The organism is Flammeovirgaceae bacterium SG7u.111 (assembly GCA_034044135.1).
Lineage (GTDB): Bacteria > Bacteroidota > Bacteroidia > Cytophagales > Flammeovirgaceae.
This window is the reverse complement of sequence record CP139021.1, coordinates 2,507,592-2,528,245: the sequence shown is the minus strand read 5'-3', so window position 1 is coordinate 2,528,245 and position 20,654 is coordinate 2,507,592. Positions and strand designations below refer to the sequence as shown.

Annotated in this window: 10 protein-coding genes; 6 read left to right on the top strand and 4 right to left on the bottom strand. The window is 40.5% G+C overall.

Annotated features, from left to right (window positions below):
• The first annotated feature begins 130 nt into the window (after positions 1-130).
• The 3 genes from R9C00_09805 (at position 131) to R9C00_09795 (ending at position 3,888) form a co-directional block, all read left to right on the top strand.
• Entirely contained in the window at positions 131-3,322 is a 3,192-nt protein-coding gene (locus R9C00_09805) for an efflux RND transporter permease subunit (GenBank protein WPO37745.1), read from the top strand.
• A gap of 66 nt (positions 3,323-3,388) precedes the next feature.
• Positions 3,389-3,694, top strand: a complete 306-nt coding sequence (locus R9C00_09800) for a hypothetical protein (GenBank protein WPO37744.1) — start codon at positions 3,389-3,391, stop codon at positions 3,692-3,694.
• 8 nt (positions 3,695-3,702) lie between these two features.
• Positions 3,703-3,888: a DUF2892 domain-containing protein gene (locus tag R9C00_09795; GenBank protein WPO37743.1), complete on the top strand. Its 186-nt coding sequence runs from the start codon at positions 3,703-3,705 to the stop codon at positions 3,886-3,888.
• A gap of 480 nt (positions 3,889-4,368) precedes the next feature.
• Here R9C00_09795 and R9C00_09790 read toward each other — a convergent pair whose 3' ends face one another.
• The 3 genes from R9C00_09790 to R9C00_09780 all read right to left on the bottom strand — a co-directional run bounded on the left by R9C00_09790 (position 4,369) and on the right by R9C00_09780 (position 8,216).
• Entirely contained in the window at positions 4,369-5,739 is a 1,371-nt protein-coding gene (locus R9C00_09790; GenBank protein WPO37742.1) for a caspase family protein, read from the bottom strand.
• 46 nt (positions 5,740-5,785) lie between these two features.
• Positions 5,786-6,892, bottom strand: coding sequence for a hypothetical protein (locus tag R9C00_09785; protein ID WPO37741.1), 1,107 nt, complete (start codon positions 6,890-6,892; stop codon positions 5,786-5,788).
• Between the two features lie 244 nt (positions 6,893-7,136).
• The gene (locus R9C00_09780) at positions 7,137-8,216 is read right to left on the bottom strand and encodes a transposase (protein ID WPO37740.1); all 1,080 of its coding nucleotides are present in this window, start codon (positions 8,214-8,216) and stop codon (positions 7,137-7,139) included.
• Positions 8,217-8,690: 474 nt separating this feature from the next.
• On the opposite strand from R9C00_09780, the gene R9C00_09775 reads away from it, so the two are divergent.
• The 3 genes from R9C00_09775 (at position 8,691) to R9C00_09765 (ending at position 12,703) form a co-directional block, all read left to right on the top strand.
• Entirely contained in the window at positions 8,691-9,716 is a 1,026-nt protein-coding gene (locus R9C00_09775; protein WPO37739.1) for a T9SS type A sorting domain-containing protein, read from the top strand.
• Between the two features lie 401 nt (positions 9,717-10,117).
• Positions 10,118-11,200, top strand: a complete 1,083-nt coding sequence (locus R9C00_09770; protein WPO37738.1) for a T9SS type A sorting domain-containing protein — start codon at positions 10,118-10,120, stop codon at positions 11,198-11,200.
• 402 nt (positions 11,201-11,602) lie between these two features.
• A complete protein-coding gene (locus R9C00_09765) occupies positions 11,603-12,703 on the top strand; it encodes a T9SS type A sorting domain-containing protein (GenBank protein WPO37737.1) in 1,101 nt (366 codons plus the stop codon).
• 94 nt (positions 12,704-12,797) lie between these two features.
• Here the strand turns inward: R9C00_09765 and R9C00_09760 are convergent, their stop codons facing one another.
• Positions 12,798-19,466, bottom strand: a complete 6,669-nt coding sequence (locus R9C00_09760) for a DUF2341 domain-containing protein (protein ID WPO37736.1) — start codon at positions 19,464-19,466, stop codon at positions 12,798-12,800.
• Between the last annotated feature and the right edge of the window lie 1,188 nt (positions 19,467-20,654).

Genomic DNA, 20,654 nt, shown 5'->3' with positions numbered 1-20,654 from the left:
TAACCATAACAACTTTCTCCGCTACAAAAAAACAGGACTAGTTCTTACGGTTTATCAAACTGTTGAAAGGATTTTAGAGGAAACGAACATTTCCTCCTCCCAAACACAGACTCAAAATAGATAAAACAAAATGGAAGAAGGAATTTCAGGTAAAATTGCCCACTTTTTCATCAATTCCAAGCTGACCATTCTTTTAATGGTAGCCCTGATGATAATTGGAGTATATAGTTCTTCGCTGATTCCGAGGGAAGAAGAACCTCAGATAAATGTACCAATGGCCGATATTATGGTTGGCTATCCAGGAGCGAGTCCGACAGAAATAGAAAACAGGGTGGTAAAACCACTTGAGAAAGTGATTGGAAACATCAAAGGAGTCGAGCACATTCATTCGATGGCCATGAACGGAATGGCAATGATCATTGTACAATTTTATGTAGGAGAAGATATGGAACGCTCTTATGTGAAATTATACGACGAGCTTATGAAGCACCAAGACATGTTCCCATCGGGAGTGTACCAGCCTATGGTGAAAACCAGGTCCATTGATGATGTCCCTATGCTGGGCTTAACGCTTTGGAGCGAAAACTACGACGATTTCCAACTCAGAGCAATTGCGGCAGAAGTCACTTCTGAAATTGAAAAAGTAAAAAATGTCGCCATTACCAAGGTGATTGGAGGAAGAAATCGTCAGCTAAAAGTAGTATTGGATAAAGACAAGATGGCTGAAAGCGGGGTGGATGCTTTGGGGATCATGCAGATGATTCAGGCAAACAATGGGAGCTCTCAATCTGGAAGTTTTGTAAATAGAGATGAAGAATTTCTGATCACCACAGGACAGTTTCTCACTTCCTCAGAAGATGTGGAAAACTTAGTCATCGGGGTAAACAAAAACATGCCTGTTTACCTGAAACAGGTAGCTACCATTGTAGATGGCCCAGAACAACCAAGCAACTATGTATCTTTTGGTTATGGAAAAGCCAACGAAGAATTTAAAGGATTCAAATCCGAATACCCAGCTGTAACCATCTCAGTTGCCAAGGTAAAGGGTGCCGATGCCATGAAGATTGCTGATAAAGTCCTCGGTCAGGTAGAGTTACTCAAGCGCAATCTAATCCCGAATGATGTACATGTGAGCGTTACCAGAAACTATGGAGAAACGGCTTCTCATAAAGTTGGCGAATTGTTGATGCACCTCGGTGTGGCAATTTTGGCAGTAACTATACTTGTAATGCTGGCTATGGGCTGGAGAGGTGGATTAGTAGTTTTCTTTTCCGTACCGCTCACATTTGCCCTCACACTTTTTAGTTATTATATGTTGGGTTACACGCTCAACAGAATCACCCTATTTGCATTGGTGTTCGTAGTAGGAATTGTGGTGGATGACAGTATCATCATTGCCGAAAACATGCACCGCCATTTCAAAATGAAGCGATTGCCTTTCAAACAGGCGGCTATCTTTGCTATTAACGAGGTAGGTAACCCTACTATTTTGGCAACATTTACAGTTATTGCAGCTATTCTACCTATGGCCTTTGTATCGGGAATGATGGGTCCTTATATGAGCCCGATGCCCATTGGAGCTTCCATTGCCATGATGTTGTCATTGTTTGTTGCATTGACTGTTACTCCTTATCTAGGCTATCATTTGCTAAGAGAAAAAGACGATCAGGAACACAAGGAAGAACACGGGTTGGAAACCAACTGGGTGTACAAGGTTTATAAAAAGGTAGAGCAACCGATGTTAGACAGCACCGTAAAAAGATGGCTCATGTTGGGAATTACCTTTGTGCTACTGATCGGATCAATTTCGATGTTTTTTACTAAATCGGTGGCTGTTAAAATGCTTCCTTTCGACAATAAAAATGAATTCCAGATAGTAGTGGATATGCCCGAAGGTACTACATTGGAAAGAACTGCCGCAGTTACCAAAGAAATTGCCCAGTACTTGTCCACCATTCCTGAAGTGGTAGATTATCAGAACTACATTGGCACTTCTGCACCCATCACGTTTAACGGATTGGTAAGGCATTACGACAACCGTGGGGGAAGCAACATGGCCGATATTCAGGTAAACCTTTTGCACAAAGAAGACAGAGCACTGCAAAGCCATGATATAGCCAAAGTAGTTCGTTCTGAAATACAGAAAATAGCCCAAAAATATGACGCTAATGTAAAAATAGTGGAAGTACCGCCTGGGCCTCCAGTGCTTTCTACCCTAGTGGCGGAAATATATGGTCCAAATTACAAAGAGCAGATCAACGTTGCCAATCAGGTAAAAAACATACTTGGAAATACAGATGATATTGTAGACACCGATTGGATGGTGGAAGAAGCCCAGACAGAATACAAGCTGGTGGTAGATAGGGAAAAAGCGATGCTAAATGGCATAGCCCCTAAGCAAATAATAGGTAACCTCACTTATATATTGAGGGACCTACCCGTTTCCAATCTCTATGATGAAAATTCCAATGACAATGTAGGCATCGTACTTTCACTGGATGACAAAGACAAAAGCAGCTTGCAAGAAATCCAAAGCCTGAAAATCAAAGGACAGCATGGTAACCTAATACCCGTAAGCGATCTGGTAAAAGTCAACAAAGATACGCTTCAAAAAACCATCTATCGCAAAGATCAAAAACGAGTAGTTTATGTACTAGCGGATATGGCTGGCGTGCTGGAAAGTCCTGTTTATGCCATTTTGGGAATGGAGAAAAAGCTAAAAGCAATAAAACTGCCACAAGGGTATGAAATAAATGAGCTCTACATGGAACAACCTACAGATGAAAGCAATTTTACCATCAAATGGGATGGAGAGTGGCAAATCACCCTTGAGGTATTTCGCGATTTAGGAGCAGCATTTTTGATCGTAATCGTGATCATTTATATGTTGATTGTAGGCTGGTTCCAGAATTTTAAAACCCCAATAGTCATGATGATTGCCATTCCACTCTCCTTGGTTGGCATTGTACTCGGGCACTGGTTACTAGGCGCATTTTTCACCGCTACGTCTTTCATTGGGATGATTGCACTGGCGGGAGTAATGGTAAGAAACTCGGTATTGCTGATCGATTTTATTGAAATCCGGTTGAACGAAGGCACAGCACTGAAGCAGGCAATCATAGATGCAGGAGCCGTAAGAACCACGCCTATTCTGCTTACTACTGGCGCAGTGGTAATTGGAGCATCCATCATTTTGTTTGACCCGATCTTCCAAGGACTTGCCATTTCATTGGTAGCCGGAGCGATTGTTTCTACATTGCTCACGCTCATCGTAGTACCTCTTATTTACTACATGACCGAAAAAAACAAATGGGAAAAGTAATGAGACCAAACCTCCACGACCTTCCGGTTGCAGATACAAGAATCATCCACAACAAACCATATAAACATGAAATTACTCATAATCACAGCCATTGACGGATTTAAAAAGGAGATAAAAGAAACCCTTAAAAAATCAGGTGTGACAGCTTTTTCCTATCAGAAAATAACTGGTTATAAAAACATGTCGATAACGTCTCTTGAGAGTAACTGGTTTGCAAGCGACGCGGGTGAAAACCAATCACTGATGTTTTATGCATTCACTCCCGAAGAATATGTGGATCAGGTTTTTGAAAGCATCGAATCCTTTAACGCTTCACTAAAAACCACTTCCAAAATACATGTAGCCTTAGTTAACATTGACAGAATAAATTAATTATAAGTATGAAAAACAGAATTGTACGAGGAGTAGCAGGAATATTTATTTTAGCCAGCCTACTATTGGCAATCTATGTAAATATCCACTGGCTCTGGCTTACAGCATTTGTCGGAATCAATTTATTCCAGTCTTCACTCACAAAATGGTGTTTGCTAGAAGATATTTTGAAAACCGTTGGGGTAAAAAACTAATCCCCTTTTCTTTAATTTTCACCTTCCAATCCCTACACAGTTATTCTATCAAGATAAGTTAGAAACTGAGTAGGGATTTTTATTGAGGTTATTCATGCCAAGTAATTGCAAAAAACACAGGTGATTTAGTACGTGGACAAATGTAACAGTACAATAAAAACCCGTGGTTTGTATCGCACAATCCACTTTTTTCGAACAAAAAGAGCTGTGCGCCACAGCCCTAGGGAATAGGCGAATCTCCTACCAGAGTTAGTATTCCTAAAAATGGGATGAAAACGTTACAGCTTTTTATGAAAGTGGCTAATCCTGCCTTTCAGGTGGATTATTAAAAAGTCACGAAATTACTCCTTCAAAAGCTTTGTAAAATTTCCATCAAGCTTTCCTTTGGTTGGCAAATGCTTTCGCTCTGGAAAACCAAGAGCAGCAAGGAAATTACACTTGTTTTTAACGTGGCATGAAATCACCTAAAGAATCATCAAATCAATACCTCACAAACACTTTTTCCATTTCCCCATCGATACTCGGCTGTTGGATACGACCGTATTCTTTCCTTGCCATTCGGGTAACTTGTTCGTTTACATAGCCAGCTAGTTCCCCAAAAGTAAGCAGGTCGTCATCATTGGAGTTTGCATCGCTCATAATTCCCTTGAGGAAAAAGTATGTGAACATAGAATGATTTTTTTCCGGATACCAAGAGGAAATCTGCGTGCCCGAAGAAGAAGTCATTATCTGGACATTTTCCGCAGCCCTTAGCCTCGCTTCGTTCATGATGAATACAGGAGACGCTTTGGGAATAATCAGCCCCGAATGTGAGCCACCACTAAAGCAGGCATCCAGTACAATTGTTAGATTGTTACAAGGGACTTGGCTCAAGTTTCGGTAGAAAAGCTCAAGCGGATAGCAGGTACTTTTCACATAATAAGGATTTGCGTCGGACAGGGCAAAAAAGGCTTTTCCATCTTCTGTATTGGGAATTCCATGTCCGCTAAAATACACAAACACATCCGTTTTTTGAGGATTTACCGTATTATACAATTTCCCTTCGGGCGAGCTTTCTCCACCAAAAAGATAGTTCATGTCCGTCATGGTTGGGTTCGCCTTGAAGATGATCTGCTCTTCTTTGAAGCCCATTGTTTTGATGAGGTATTTTTTGATAGCCAACGCATCGTTTACCGCATACTGCACATTTGGGATATCGTTGTGTTGGTAATATTCCACGCCCAAAACCACCGCCAAGGCATCTTCTCTCTTAACATCTGTTTCGGGGATATTTTCGTCTATATCTACATCGGCTGTATTGGACGAAAAAGAACTGATAGAAACCGTAGGGACTACTGGCGGTTCGTATTGGTACATTTTGTATTTCGGGTTACCACTATTTTGGTAAACTTGGTCATAGAACCGGTCCCTTATCGTAATTTCAGAAAGCGACCAACTATTGTCTTCCATCACCAAATCCACATTTTCTACTCTAAAATCTTTCCGGGACTTAAATTCTGGAGCATAATCGCGCGGCACTTTCAAATAAATTGTATCAAGCATTTCGAACTTGATGGGAAATACCTCGTTGTCTGCGTCGTATTTCCCCAGCACATAATTTTCAAAGTCTATTTTCCCCAAATACTTCTGCTCATACTCCAAAGAAACTTGTTGGAAAATGGTGTTGTAATACTCTTTTTGACCAGCCATCCTTGCCTTGTACTGTTCAGACGATTCAAACTCACCTTTCTCTGCCCATTTCACAAACCGTTTGTCACTCTCTTTTTTGAGCAACACTTTCAAGTTTACATATTGAGCAGAAAGACTCGATGATAATAACAGCAAGAACAGCAATGCAATGAGATTTTTCATCTTCTTGTAGTAAATTAGTGGTATGCCAATGAGTAAGATTAACCTATTAAAAGAGAAACCAAGTGATATAAACTGAAGCCATGCCGTGATACAGCTGCCGTCCATCTTCTTTGGTAGGAATTTCTAGTGAGTTATAATTTTCATTGAAAAGGTTTTGCAACCCTCTTTCGTACTTCGCCCCTATGGCGATATTACTCATTTTATATTCTACTCCGCCCAGATAGCCTTTGTCCGAACTTACCAAGGGAGACTCTCCGTCCACATTCAAATTCTCATCAAACAAATCTAAGGCAGTTTTTCCTTCTTCTTCAATTGAGCCCTTCTTAATTTTACTAAAATACAGGCCTCCAAACAGTGTAAATTTGGGACCTACGTGGATATTGGCTACAAGCGGAATTTGGACAGTTTCGTACTTGAGTTGCTGGGTAACAACAGCCGAAGGGCCTGAAGAGTGGTAATCGTATTGGAAACTGGCTTTGGTAAAATGCGCTGAAGCTTGCACACTGAAATAGTTGGTAAAATACAAACGCCCGCCAAAATACCACGCATTGCTCGCATCAGTATCGGTCACGCTCATTGAGTATCCTTCATCCGCACTTATATCAGGAATAAGATACCCTGTTTGCCAACCACCGAAAATAGAGAACTGGGAATAATCCCTATTGAAACCAAACAAAGAGGAAAACGTCCCTTGCCTCCTGTTTTTTCTATAGACCTCATCGTTATGGTTGGAAATTTCTCGCTTGGTCTGTTCAGAGTAGCCAATTTCAATCTCCACTTTTTGAACACCGTAGAGCTCCAGCACCCCTTGTCGTTCCAAGTCCCAAACAAGCTGGTAGCTTCCCCCCGCATCCAATACCGAGGGACGGTTATCAAATTCGGTGGCCGAAAGTTCCTTGCCTTCGTCATCGGTGACGGTAACCTTCTCAATGATGTACGTAGGGTCAAACGAAGCGGCAGAACCAGAAATATTTGAAAGTGACTCGCTGAGCTGAAAGTCAATTAGCAACGTACTGCCTTCAAATTCGGTATCGGCAGTGCTGATGGTGTGAGTTTTGTAGGGCTTGATCTGCTGTTGGGAAAACAACAGGGTACTAGCAGATAGCATACACAATAAGGCCAAACAACCTTTGTAAGTGGTAATGTTTCTCATTCAGAGAGAGGTTTTGTTAATTTTATCTTCAATAAGTAGTTACAGCTATGTTATATATGTAAAAATAAGGTCAAAGGTTTCAAGTTTTGAAAGGTTTTTATAAAAACATGAAAAACTACTTACCTGCAGTTTATTACAAAACAAGCTGATAGTTTTAAAACCTTCTCATAAGAAAAGGAAATCTGGTTGCCAAAAGTGGAAATCTACCTTTTGCTTAGGAACTGGTTTGACTTGGAAAGGTTCTTTATGAATTTACTTGAAACTGGTATTTTGCAAATACAAAGTAAATCATCTTGATGAAGTTGTCTTTAGACCGAAACCCTCTAGCAACCCGTTTAATGATTTGAATTTTAGAATTGAGCCCCTCTAAGATACCGTTATTAATCTTAGATTGAGCGTATTGAACAATTCCATCAAAATGGCTTTTAATCGATTTAGTGATCGGATTGGTTTCCATGGTTTCCTGGGCGAGGTCCATAATGAAGCACAGTTGGGCTTTTAGCTCTTGAAATTGATCTTGCCGATAAAAAGTACCTATCCTTTCCATTGATAGTTCAATTTGAGCTTGAAAGCAATAAGCCTTTTCCCCAAGTCGATCTAGATGTTTGTAGAGAAGTTTGATCACATGCCATTTGTCAAAAGTAACCTTAGCCTGTGGAAAACACTGTTTGGCCCCCTTGATGAAGGCAGGGGACATATCAATGGAAATTTCTTCTACTGCTTCTGGATAGGGATGATCTTGCTTAAATCGGGCAACACATTCAGAAGATCTACCTTCGTAACTACCGGGTAGTTGCCAAGTATCTAGATCAAAAAAGCTGGTGATGTATTCATGTCCCTTACGGGTAGAGGTTTCATCATAAGCAATCCTAGAGGCTGTATGCTGACTATAGTAGTCATCTTCAAGATGTTGGGTATAATGATGATAAATATGCTCAACCCGTTGGACTCGAATGCCAAGTGTCCTGGCTACTGCCGTAAAACAATGGTGGATATGCATCAAACGCATGACTTCTTGCCCAAACATAAGTGTGAACCGCGAATAATCTCTAGAAAAGGAAACCTCTGCCTTAGATAGTTTACCGGTATCCCTATCTTTGTATATAGGAAGCTTACAATGGATAAAACAGCGATATTGAAAAAGCTTTAAGTGTTCCCAGGTACGGTCGTAATAGCTATGAATAGAGCATTTTTTTGGGGTAGCTTCAGGTGGAACCTCTAAATATAGATGTACGGTGTTGCTAGGCTCGTCACGTTCTGCTAGAACTAACTCAAAAGGTGGTAGAACAGGAAGTAAGTCACTAAATTGAGATAGAAAATTCATCGTTTTTTGAATACAAAGATAAGCGTTCAAGTAAATTCATAAAGAGCCCTTGGAAAAGAGATAGACAATTTTAAAAAATATAATGTACTTCTAAGTAAGCATATTCGCTAAAAAGACATCATAAATTACTCACTCTTGAAAAATCATTAGCTATATTCGTTCTTTTTGAAACAGAAAGCACATAAAACAAACAACATAACAAAACTTATCCATAAAATAATATCCCATATCTGTTAATATTTCAGAACTAAATTTGCTTTACTTCTAATCAATCAGGATATAATTTATCTTTATACAATAAGCCAGACTACAAAAAGCCACCACCTAGCCAATAACTTACATAACTCTCCAAGTATTGATTTACCGATATTTTACCCTTTGGTTCTTTACAATACTTTTGAATTCCGCTAGGGCTATCACAGCTAACCAACACTACCAGCTAATATAATTTTAAGAAGATTGAACATTAACTGCATGAAAAAAATTTACCTCTATTTCCAATTGGTCTTGTTTTTTAGTGTCATTTTATCGGCAAAGGAAGCTAACGCAGATACATGCGAATCCAAAGGATCTGGCAATTGGAATACGCCGGGAACTTGGACTTGCGATGATGTGCCAGAACCTGGAGATGATGTCATCATAAAAGAAGACCATATTGTAATATTCAATGTTACTCAATTATTTGATGCACATTTAACCGCGATAAACATTTACATAAATGGCGAATTAAACTTCCAAAACATTGCTATACTAAAACTCCCAAGCAGCTCTTATATTTATATAGAAGATGGAGCTAGCATTAGCTTTACCAACAACAGTCCTTTCCCTGCAACTGACTATACAGAATCCCAACGAATTATTATTGGCTCACCATCCTCATTCAATCGAGTCGGTTCAGATGGAAACATAGAAGGCAAAAAAGAAATCACCATAAGTACTGGTATAATTTCCCTACCTGTAACCCTTACTTCCTTTAGTGCCTCTTTAAAAAACAGCTTTGCTTTTATTGAATGGAGTACTGTTTCAGAATGGGATTTTTCACATTATGAGGTCGAAAAGTCTTTTGATGGGCTGGAGTTTGATTTTCTCGTTGAGGTTGATCCGCAAGGCGGTGAAGACCTGGTTACTGATTATACTTATACTGATTTGTTTCCTGGACAAAACTTGGTGTATTATCGCCTCAAGATGGTGGACTTGGACGGGTCTTTTGAATATTCGAAGGTGGTAGTTGTGTCAACCCAAGCTAGCCTAGAAGAACTTTCAATATTCCCCAATCCTGCACCCGCTGGCAGGTTCTCTCTCTACTACCCTAACGCTTTTGGCAAAGAAGTACGAGTATCGGTCATGAACATTGTAGGCAAGGAAGTATTCACTAAAAATCTAGTTCTCGATAGAGACGTACTGGAAATCATGCCCAACAGAGAGTTACAGTCAGGTCATTATACACTTAATGTACAAATTGACGGACAAGTCTTTAGGAAGCGTATGATATTTCATTAAGCCTAAATAATTTTTCATAAAAAGGGAATGAACATAGGCTTATTTCCTTTTTATTTTTGCACAAAACCTATAAAATATTACATGATTCTAAGGATTTGTAACAATTCACATCCCTTGATGTGTTAACTTACCCCAGATTAACATATGCGCCCTTGTCTCTTTATATTGTTTACACTACCTTCGCTTATTAATTAAGAGCTTGCTAATTGATCAAAAACTTACAAAGATGTGTTTTGTGTTAAACAAACATCTAGCAACTCACATTAATCCCTGTTCGGATCTGTCCAATCGCTGAACAGCCCACTTAGCAATAACTATCCATCCTTAGATTATCTGCATTAATTAATTAATCAATCACCCAACTAGCTTATTCACTTTTCGGAGAATTTAACTTTAACTGTATGAAAAAGATCTACTTCTACTTTAAGATCGCCCTGTTCATTTTAGGCTTTCTATCACTTAATACAACATTTGGTCAGACAATTATAGCAACAGGTGGGGATTGGGACGACCAAAATAGTTGGAATCCCAGTACAAGAATCCCTGGTGACAACGACATCATACAAATACCTGAAGGAGTAACAGTGACTGTAAGGGGAACTGATCATGTTATGTTCAATACTACATTGGTCATCCAAGGAACATTAATCATGGAAGCCTCGTGTGATGGTTTCGGTTGCTTTGGCCAAATACCTACTTACGGCAGCCTAACGCTCACAGGGCCAGAGTCTGCGGTATTTTTGGAAGAAGATGCCAGTTTATTAGACGAAACTTCAGGTGTGGGCGCAGGGAATTTTCTTTTTATAAGTGTTTCTGGCAATAGGTATTGGTCAGGGGCTGCATGTCTTGTCTGTGGACAAGTAACAGGAAGCATAGCCTCTGCCGACGAAGAATACATCTGGCCTGCTGACGCTACCAGACCTTCTTTTATCTCTCTCCCCGTCACCCTAACCTCCTTCACCGCCTCTGCAAACAGCAGTTTCACAAACATCAAATGGACTACCGCTTCGGAGTGGGATTTTTCGCATTATGAAATCGAGAAATCTTTTGATGGGTTGGATTTTGATTTTGTTGCCGAAGTCGATCCGAAAGGAGGCGAAGACTTGCTTACCGATTATTCTTACACGGATTTGTTCCCCGGCAGGGATTTGGTGTATTACCGCCTCAAAATGATTGATCTAGATGGTTCTTTTGAATATTCGAAAGTAGTTTCGGTTTCTTCTAAAGCTAGCCTTGAGGAGCTATCTGTCTTCCCCAACCCTGCTCCCAACGGTAACTTTTCGCTCTACTACCCCAACGCCTTTGGAAAGGAAATAGAAGTTTCTGTGATGAATGCGGTTGGTATGCAAGTTTTCACCAAAACCTTGGTGCTAGACAGAGATGTGCTTGATATTGCCCCTGAAAAGGAGTTGCAATCAGGGCATTATATGTTGAATGTGCAAATTGATGGACAGGTCTTTAGGAAGCATATGATATTTCATTAAGCCCAAATAATTTTTCATAAAAAAGGGAATGAGCGTACGCTCATTCCCTTTTTTGTTTTTGCACAAAACCCATAAAATATTACATGATTCTAAGGAATCGTAACAACTTACAATCCCAAACTGTTAAATTAGTACAGATTAACTATTGCCCCCTTGCCTCTTTATGCAGTTTATACTACCTTAGTCCATTAATTGTGAGCCTGCAAAAAAATCACTAATCGGTCAAAAACCTACAAAAGCGTGATATTTGTTATTTTAACCGCTTTATACCTACTAACAGATGTTCAAGGCTACTTAAAACTTGAACAAGCTGCCTACCAACAATTAATCAATCCTTAATTATCTTCATATAGATTGAACCTAACTAGCTAAACTAATTTCGAAGATTTAAAATTTAACTGGATGAAAAAGATCTACTTCTACTTTCAGATAGCTTTACTGTTTTGTGTCTTATCACTATTTACTGGGGAAGTGAGGGGGCAAAGGGTGTTAGAATCAAATGGTGTAGGTGGTGGAGTATGGGATTTAGCTTCTACTTGGACATGCACTGCAAATTGCAATGCTAACCCTACTATTCCTACTTTTGGTGATTTTATAACTATAAAAACTGGTGACGTAATAGTAATCGATGGTTATTACAATTACCACTTGACTGACCCAACTAATATTGGCTCAGCCTCATTGCCACTCCCACTTGATGGACTAAATATTAATATATTTGGATCTTTAGAGTTTCAGGGTGCTCAAGCCCAACTTATACTACCATTTTCTTCGATATTTACGATCCAAACTGGTGGGATTATAGATTTTGAATCTAACCAAAACATAAATGAATCTCAAGGTATTAGAATAGGTGAGTTTTCAGATATTGCATACTTCTCTAATTTAGGTAGTCCTCCAAAAGCGGATATACCCGGACCTCGAAAAATAACAGCGCTAGGGGGGATAGGTCCTCTCCCTGTAACCCTAACCTCCTTCACCGCTTCAGCAAACAACAGCTTCACCAACATAAGGTGGAGCACGGCTTCGGAGTGGGATTTTTCGCATTATGAGATCGAGAAGTCTTTTGATGGGATCAATTTTGATTTTGTGGCCGAGGTTGATCCTAAAGGAGGCGAAGGATTACTTGCCGATTATACTTACACCGATTTGTTTCCCGGAAGAGATTTAATTTATTACCGCCTCAAAATGGTAGACCTAGACGGTTCTTTTGAATACTCGAAAGTGGTTGCGGTTTCTACCAAAGCCAGTTTGGAAGCGCTTTCTGTATTTCCAAATCCAGCACCCAACGGACACTTTTCGCTCTACTACCCCAATGCCTTTGGCAAGGAGGTTCAAGTTTCCGTGATGAACACATTGGGCATGGAGGTTTTCACCAGAACCTTGGTTCTCGACAAAGATGTTTTAGACATCGCCCCTGAAAGGGAGTTGCAATCGGGGCATTATATGCTCAATGTGCAAATTGATGGGCAAGTCTTTAGGAAGCACTTGGTGTTTGAGTAAAACCAACTCTAAAAAGAGTTTTGATAAAGCAGTACGGCGGTCTCTCACAAGGAAAGACCGCCGTACTTTTATACAATGGAGATAATCGTGGTTGCTATTTTTTGATTACTTTTTCCACGTAGGTATTTGTAGCCGTATGGAACCTAACGAAGTACAAACCTGGTTTTAAACTATTGAAATCAATCACTCGGTCTGTTTGTGGCACTTCTTCGAATTGCATCGTTTTCAACACTAGCCCTGCCGCATTGATAACCTCTATAGAAACAGGGCCATCAACGTTTAGGTCATAATGCAAACCCTCAGTTGTAATAGGATTGGGGTACACCACCAACAAATTATTTGATTTTGCATTTACCACAACAATTTTGGAGAACGTAACCTTTCCATCTGGCTCTTCAATCTTGAGACGGTAGTAATTTACTCCGTTCCAAGGCTGGCTGTCTACCACTTTGTACGCCGCTTGTGCTCCATCCGGGTTTCTTCCATCTTTGATCGCTATTGGTTCGAATATCTTCCCATCTCTTGACTTCTGAACTGTGTACACCTCCCCTCCTATCTCATCTATGGTTTCCCAAGATATACTTACGCTATTTTCAGAAGCTTCTGCATCGAAAGAAAGCAACCTGACTGGCAATAGGGACAAGTCAGAACCTATACCAAAACTGCCAAAACTTGAAAACCCTAGTACCGAAAGGGAAAACGGAGAAGTTGTTATAAATGAACCCGTATGGAAATTATCCCAAACCATGTCTGAGGCATGGCGAGCCATAAAAAGCCCATCTCTGCTGAAATCAGCGGCTTCGTCGCCCTCGTCCCAGCCAAGAGTAATGGTCGCATCAGATCCACCGGGTGTCTCCTCCGCCACGTTCCATGTTTTCAACACCACTTTTTCCGTGATTTGAGTTCCTGTTTCGCAAGTCCCTTCTCTATAAACACCATCGCAAATACCTACATCAAAACGGTCGGCCGTGCCTGTAGAATTGTCGATACTCAGTGGAGTGTAGCTAGTGGTATCCGTTCCAACCGGGAAAAGGATATCCCCTTCTCTTTGCCCTTGGCCTAAGCCTTCTTGCGCTAGCGTGCCTTGCCCGTTGGTAATAATGAATTTATCAGCATTTGCCCCACTTACTTCACTTGTGCCTGTGTTTTCTATCAACACCTCGTATCCATTTGTGGTCAAATGCCCTGTAGATAAATTAAGAATATTGGCTACTGAAATTGATGTTTCCAACGAAACTCCTTCGGCATTTGCCAAAGTGAAATTGTAAAACCCAAGCACCTGAATACTACTTATTTCCTGTTCTTCTGCCCCTGAGAAAACCACTTGGCTAGAACCTGCTACAATACTTCCTTCATTTTCCACATCACCTTGGATAGTAAGCACCCTATCGGCTAGTGTAAGCAATGCGTTTTCTTCTATCAGCAAGTCCCCAATAGTTGGGTCCATATCTAGCACAGGATAATCGTCTACCTCTGGAATGATGATATTTCCCCCGTCCCTAGGAAGACGGCAACCGCTCCAGTTTTCTGGAGCTGCCCAAGAAGTCTCATTTCCAGCCGCGCCACCTTTCCATGTATATTGGTTCTCTTCGTTATCAAACCCAATAGAAAGTCCGCCATTTGCTTGGTTGTGATAGGCATGGCAAATCCAATCGGCACTTCTGGCTGTACTTGCAAATTGCACCTCATCAATTTCTCCTTGGAAATAATTATTGTCCCAGGTTTTCCCAATCAACACCTGATCGTCACCACTATGGATCATGGTCCCAGAAAGTGGAGTTGAAATGGCAATTTCACCGTTGATATAGCCTTTGAGCGTGGTGCCGTCGTAAGTGGCCGTCAAGTAATACCACGTATCGGCTACTATAGTGTTAGAGGAGGTTATTTCCACAAAATCTGTTTCGGTGGTAGCTTTAAGCAATAGCTCATAGTCGCTGTTTACACCCAAGAAAAACTTATGGTTATCTACATCTGCACCATTGGTTTTGGTAATGATGCTTTCATCACCGTTCGCTTCCGCTACTTTTACCCATGCCGAAACAGAAAAATCTCTGGTAAAACTAAAATTAGTTTGTTTGTCTACCGACAAATACTGGGCACCACTTTCATCCGCCAAGTTCATCCCAATGCCCTTGCCTATTTTGGCATCTACTTGGGAAAGAACTGAAGCCCCTTCAGAATTTGCATGATTTTCAAAACCTGTTGCATCTAGCATTTCGTAGGTAAGCCCATCTGCATCTGAGGATTGGTTGAAGTGCCATACAGTCTCAAACCCATCGTACCAAGTAGCTTTGCTAGGCTGATCTGTATCGCACTCGCTACCATAATACAAGTAGAAAACTGCTGGGTTCAACGGATCGTAAAGCGGAACCCTCACCCAAGCTACCAATTCACCAGTAGCAGGATTGTAATGTTCGATATCGTATGGTAAAATTGTTTCCCCATCGCCATCGGTAAAGGCGAAATCAGAACCATCGGACGTATAAACCTTATCATTCACCTCATCGTCAAAATGCACCAAGTCTGGGTCTGCGGAGATATTTACCAATACAGGGAAGTTGGGCAGTGGAGTGTCTCCACAAGTTCCCGAAGGGTTCACCGTAATTAATTTCCTGAACGCATAATCGTCTGAAAAAGGGGCGATTACTCGTAATATTTCAATAGAAGAATAATCTTCGCAACCTTCGCTGATCACCTTAGCTCGGTAATAGAACGTTCCTACCACAGAAGATGCTGGCACATTCTGGAGCACTGTCGCATTTTCCCCTGAAATATCGGTAAAAGTTGATCCGTCCGATGAAAACTGCCATTGAATATCTCCATTTGAATCTATCAGGGTAATATCTACTTGTTCGCCCGCTTCTATAAAGTCATCACTTGCCGAAGCAACCCCTCCTAACGTACTCACATCGTGGTTTATGTATTCTTTGCTTACAGAATAAGTAGATGTAGGATCAGCTTGGTTATTATACTCCGTCCCAATCCACTCTGCTGATTTCAAGATATTGAGAATCCGCAACTCATCGAGGTTGCCCCCAAAGAAAACTCCCGAATTTTCGATTGTCCCTATCTTATCAAACGATTCACCTTTAATTCCAGAAACAGAGTTTTCGGTAGTTTCAAGCTGTCCATCCACATATACCTTTATATCTCCACTTACATGCTCTCGCTGAATTACTACAAAATACCATGCATCATCCCCTACCACGGTGGTACTATTTGCACTTTTCCCATTCCCTACTCTTGCCCCAACCCTGCTCGAGGCATCGAGATAACCATAATACATATCTTCCGAAGAACCTGTTATTCCCATAAGCCCAGGGGCAGACTTTGGATTGTTCGCTCCTGCCTGAGTTGTTTTCATCCAGAATGAAACCATTGCCGTTCCTCCCAACAAATCGCTCAGATCGGCATTCGCAGAAAGATCAATATAGTCATCTGCTCCATCAAAATACTGAGCGCTTCCTATATGACCTGCCAGTTGGGTCTGTGTTCCATTATTTGTTCCATCAATCCCATTACTTGTCCCATCTTGCAAATTCTCATTAAAATGCCAAACCGCTTCGTAATCTCCCGACCATACATTATCGGAAGATTGGTCAGTAGTTACCGTCGGGTTTCCATAGTTCATGTAAATACTAGGAGGGTTCGCCGCAGAAATGGCAGGTAATTTTACCCAAGCGACTAACTCACCTGTTGAAGGATCGTATTTTTCGAGTTGGAAATCTAATGCCGAACTATCCGCTGCTGTAAAAGCTATATCATAGCCAAAGGGGCTGTGTACCTTACCAGCGTTGGCAGCCAAATCTGCATCTGTAATTTTAAATAGGTAAGGAAAATCTGTCAATACCTCGTTGCCAACAACCATATCCCCATCAATGGCAATCTTTTTTCTAAAGCGGTAACATGGCAGGAAAGGACCGCCCACGTCTACCACTGCCAAACGAGAAACTACTTCGTTACAAATTTCACTTATATCAATGAGCGCCCTGAAATATGTGGTGACGGTTAGCGCACCTGTTTCCAAGATTGTTCCGTTTTCACCTAGAATATCGGTAAATGTCTCATTGTCAGTTGAGCTTTGCCACTGAATAGCCCCAGCCGATTGGCCTGAAAGCCTAATGGTAGTTTGCCCTCCTTCCAATACAAATTCGTCGTCTGCCACAGCTGTCCCCCCTTTCACATCTTCATTCGACTCTTCAATACCTAATGTATAACTTGCTTCTGGGGTATGCTGATTATTGTACTCTGCTTCAACCCATTCAGCCGTTACCGCCCTATTTTGAATACGAATCTCATCCAATTTTCCAGAGAAGTAATTTTCAAATTGGACTCCATTCTTTTTATTTGCCCCAAACACCAAATCACCAAGCCCATCAGCATCGGCAGCAAGCCCTTCTGTGGTCCAAAGTTGCCCGTCAACGTACAGTTCTTTTTTTGAACCACCTGTTTGTACCATTATAATATAGTGCCAGCTTTGGATGCGGGCATTGTAATTGGTAGGGCCATCTTGGGCAAAATCCCACTTGTCATTTGCCTCGTTCCAAAAACCATAATAATCATTGGATTCCCCCGCCTTCGTCACAATCCCCATTTCTTCACCAGGCTTCTCATCTTGATACATCCAAAACGAAACCGTGTAGTCATCGGTCGCTGTAAACCTAAAATCAGTATTATCTGCCACACTTATATAGTCATTGCCATTGAACAATTGGGCATCCCCAACCATTCCTTCGGTATTAACTGTCCCGAAATTCAATCCATTTCGGTCGGTAGCATCAGTAGCACTTTCTAAATGGCTATCTAAATGCCAAACACCTTTATAAGCCGCTGACCAAGTAGCCGTAGTAGAAAGGTCTGTTTCAGAAAGGTTTCCATAATACATGTATATTTCTGGGAGAACCCCATTGGTGAGCGCAGGGATTTTCACCCAAGCTGAAAAACTCCCTTCTTGTCTATCGTAAGAAACTCGTTCAAAATCTAGTGGGGTCGAACCGTCGGCTGCGGTAAACAAAATATCAAGCCCTTCGGGACTCAACACTTTTCCAGACACTCCTTTCAAATCATTATCCGTAACCTCAACCAAGAATGGAAAGTCTGTCAACGTTTCATTTCCTGAAAACAAGTCGTTGCTAATGGTGATTTTTTTCCTGTATTGGTAGCACCCCGCTGGAAAAGGCGCATTAATATCAATGCGAGCCATTTCGGAGGCGACGGTACAATCGTCATCGGTAGTAAGCACTCTTATAAAGGTAGTAGAGCTTAATGGGTCGGTGTGGTAATCGATAAGGCTGGCGCTAGGAATATCGGTAAAATCAACGCCATTATAAGAAATTTGCCATTGGTAAGTTGGTGTACCTGCTCCCGAATACCCTTGAAGTGTCAAATCTACTTCACCAAAAGGGTCTATGGTCAAGTTAGCAGGAAACACTGAACCTCCTTCGGCATTACAGATTTCTTCGCCTCCAGGGGTTTCAATCGATCCACCTGGGTTATTGATATTATTAAACTCAGTAACCAACCATTCGTCTGGGCGAACCGCTTGAGCCACCCTTACTTCGTCAATCATCCCATCAAAGCGGTAATCGTCCGAGTTGGTTATCCACTGATCTGTATTATTTTTTTTGATAGGCTGAGTACCAATAGAAACAAATGCTTCAGGATCGATAGAAATATCTCCATTTTGAGCGACTGAAGTGATCATCTGATCGCGCTCAAAAAGCTTCATATTTTCACCATCGTACACAAAGGCTACATAGTTCCATTCATTTGGCACAAGGTTAGATTCATTATTATCGGCAAAAAGCTGAACTACACCATTATCATCGGTCATTATCCGAGCACGCAACCTACCATCTTGTACATTAAGCATCCAAACGTGTTCGGCAATGGCTGTTCCATTTCTAGCTTTGGAGATAATTCGCCCGTCAGAACCTGCATCATTTCCAGCAGCTATAGGATCATCGCCCGTTCCTTCAATACCATCATCACCTGCTCCCGTTCCATTTGGCCATATCCAAGCAGAAATAGTCATTTGATTACGAGGCAAATCGTTGGTAACATCTATTGGGTCAAACAAAACCCCATCAGATTGTTCATCTGTATTAAAAGCAAGGGATGAACCAATTTTGCCATTCCCATTTATAGTTGCCAAATGAGGCCCATTCACATCTAAATAGCCATTATTTACCCCATGGTTTCCTTTACCAGAAGCATCTATTATATTTTTAAGGTCACCATTGAAGTTTGCTGGATTGCCACCTATTGCAGCATTCGCATCATCCAAACCTAATACGGCCAAGTACTCCTCTCCCCAAATATCTGTAGTGGACGGATCGACACTTACGCCTGGATTACCATAATATAGATAAAAGGTTTTGTCTTGCTCTTCTACAAGACCCAGCTTTACCCATGCTTTAAAATCGCCATTGGTTCGATCATAGACCAATGTACCATGGGGTAGCACTGTTCCATCGGGTTCAGCAAATATGATATCAAAGCCATTGATATGTTGTACCTTTCCCGCAAAAGAAGTGTGAGCGAGCTCCGCTAACCTAAAGCCGACATCGTCAGTAAGTGAAATAAGAAAGGTAATCCCTTCTATAGGGTTTTCGGGGGCTACCCCATCGCCAATATTCTCACCTTTGATGGTAAGCGGTATCCTATTTGTGTAACCAGGCACCCATTGGGCCAAAGCTTCTCCATATCCAAATAAAAAAATGGAAATGAAGATGATCAGAAGTTTAGTGTTGTTGTTAGTCATGGATTCAAAGTTTGTTTCTTATTAAGAATCATTAACAAATACGCTACTTCTGTTGATATATGTCACCGCTTCCCATAAAATTTTAGATGGCACAATGTAGTGATTGCATATGTATATCCACTTTTTTGAAATATGAAAGAGATAAAACACCGAAGAATTGGCTCCTAATCAATGTCAGGACAACAATGCCAAATACGCTCAACTAGCTTTCTCAATTGATAATTTCGAAAAACAGCTTTTACACTTAAAAAGTATATACACAAATAGGTTAATACAGAATATTTAATCAGCAATTTCTATTAATACTTCTGATAGAGATTAAAAAAAAAGCTATTCCTATCTTAACATAAAGAGATCATTCACAGGGAATTCACTTCTTCCATAGATAATTTTATTATTCCCAATTTGGGCAAACTAAACTCCTGTTTACATTTGTTCACACTATACTTTCGAGCCCTTAAGTAAGGTTTCATTAAAAATCACAAAAAACACTACTAAAAGACCTGACTCTCCACAGTGTATTTTAATACAAAACCCAAAATAGGAATAAGCTTTTTTTATAGAAAATAGTGAAAGTCAAAAAATATATCTTTCCTAAAAAGAACCTAAAACCAGCATCCGACAAACACTCCCTCACCACAGATAGAAACTTCTAGTATCAAATTTAGCAAGGGGCTAAATCCTCATACAAGTAACTGTTTATATGCCAGTTAAATATTTAACATTGTATGCATTGAGTATTGTTTTTCATGATAGCTCGCCAAACTCCAAACATCATAATTGCCCCATGCTATTATACAGCTAAAACTATTTTTATTAACCTCTTTGTAAAGTAATGGAAATTGCAATAAGAAGTGAAAAAATTGTAATAATTAAATACTCTAATAGCCGTTAGCATATTGAACTTGGCCAGTTAAACCAAAATACATTTTACCAAATCAGTGTAATATTTTGGTAAAATTTTCAACACACCTATCAAACCAAATAATAAACTGCTATTTTACTATTATCCAGCATTTATCATAAGTAATCTTCTGAATAATAAACAATAAGCCTACTTACGCCCCGTTAACTTGAAATCATAGGAATTGAGGGCATCCTAATTGAACCTCATACTAAAATTATATCGAAAAACAGGTTATTAATATTAATCAAAGGTTATATAAATAGTTCGACAACTATGCTAAA

Coding starts and splice junctions, on each gene's coding strand:
- R9C00_09805 (WPO37745.1), top strand. CDS start 131: ATGGAAGAAGGAATTTCAGGTAAAATTGCCCACTTTTTCATCAATTCC.
- R9C00_09800 (WPO37744.1), top strand. CDS start 3,389: ATGAAATTACTCATAATCACAGCCATTGACGGATTTAAAAAGGAGATA.
- R9C00_09795 (WPO37743.1), top strand. CDS start 3,703: ATGAAAAACAGAATTGTACGAGGAGTAGCAGGAATATTTATTTTAGCC.
- R9C00_09790 (WPO37742.1), bottom strand. CDS start 5,739: ATGAAAAATCTCATTGCATTGCTGTTCTTGCTGTTATTATCATCGAGT.
- R9C00_09785 (WPO37741.1), bottom strand. CDS start 6,892: ATGAGAAACATTACCACTTACAAAGGTTGTTTGGCCTTATTGTGTATG.
- R9C00_09780 (WPO37740.1), bottom strand. CDS start 8,216: ATGAATTTTCTATCTCAATTTAGTGACTTACTTCCTGTTCTACCACCT.
- R9C00_09775 (WPO37739.1), top strand. CDS start 8,691: ATGAAAAAAATTTACCTCTATTTCCAATTGGTCTTGTTTTTTAGTGTC.
- R9C00_09770 (WPO37738.1), top strand. CDS start 10,118: ATGAAAAAGATCTACTTCTACTTTAAGATCGCCCTGTTCATTTTAGGC.
- R9C00_09765 (WPO37737.1), top strand. CDS start 11,603: ATGAAAAAGATCTACTTCTACTTTCAGATAGCTTTACTGTTTTGTGTC.
- R9C00_09760 (WPO37736.1), bottom strand. CDS start 19,466: ATGACTAACAACAACACTAAACTTCTGATCATCTTCATTTCCATTTTT.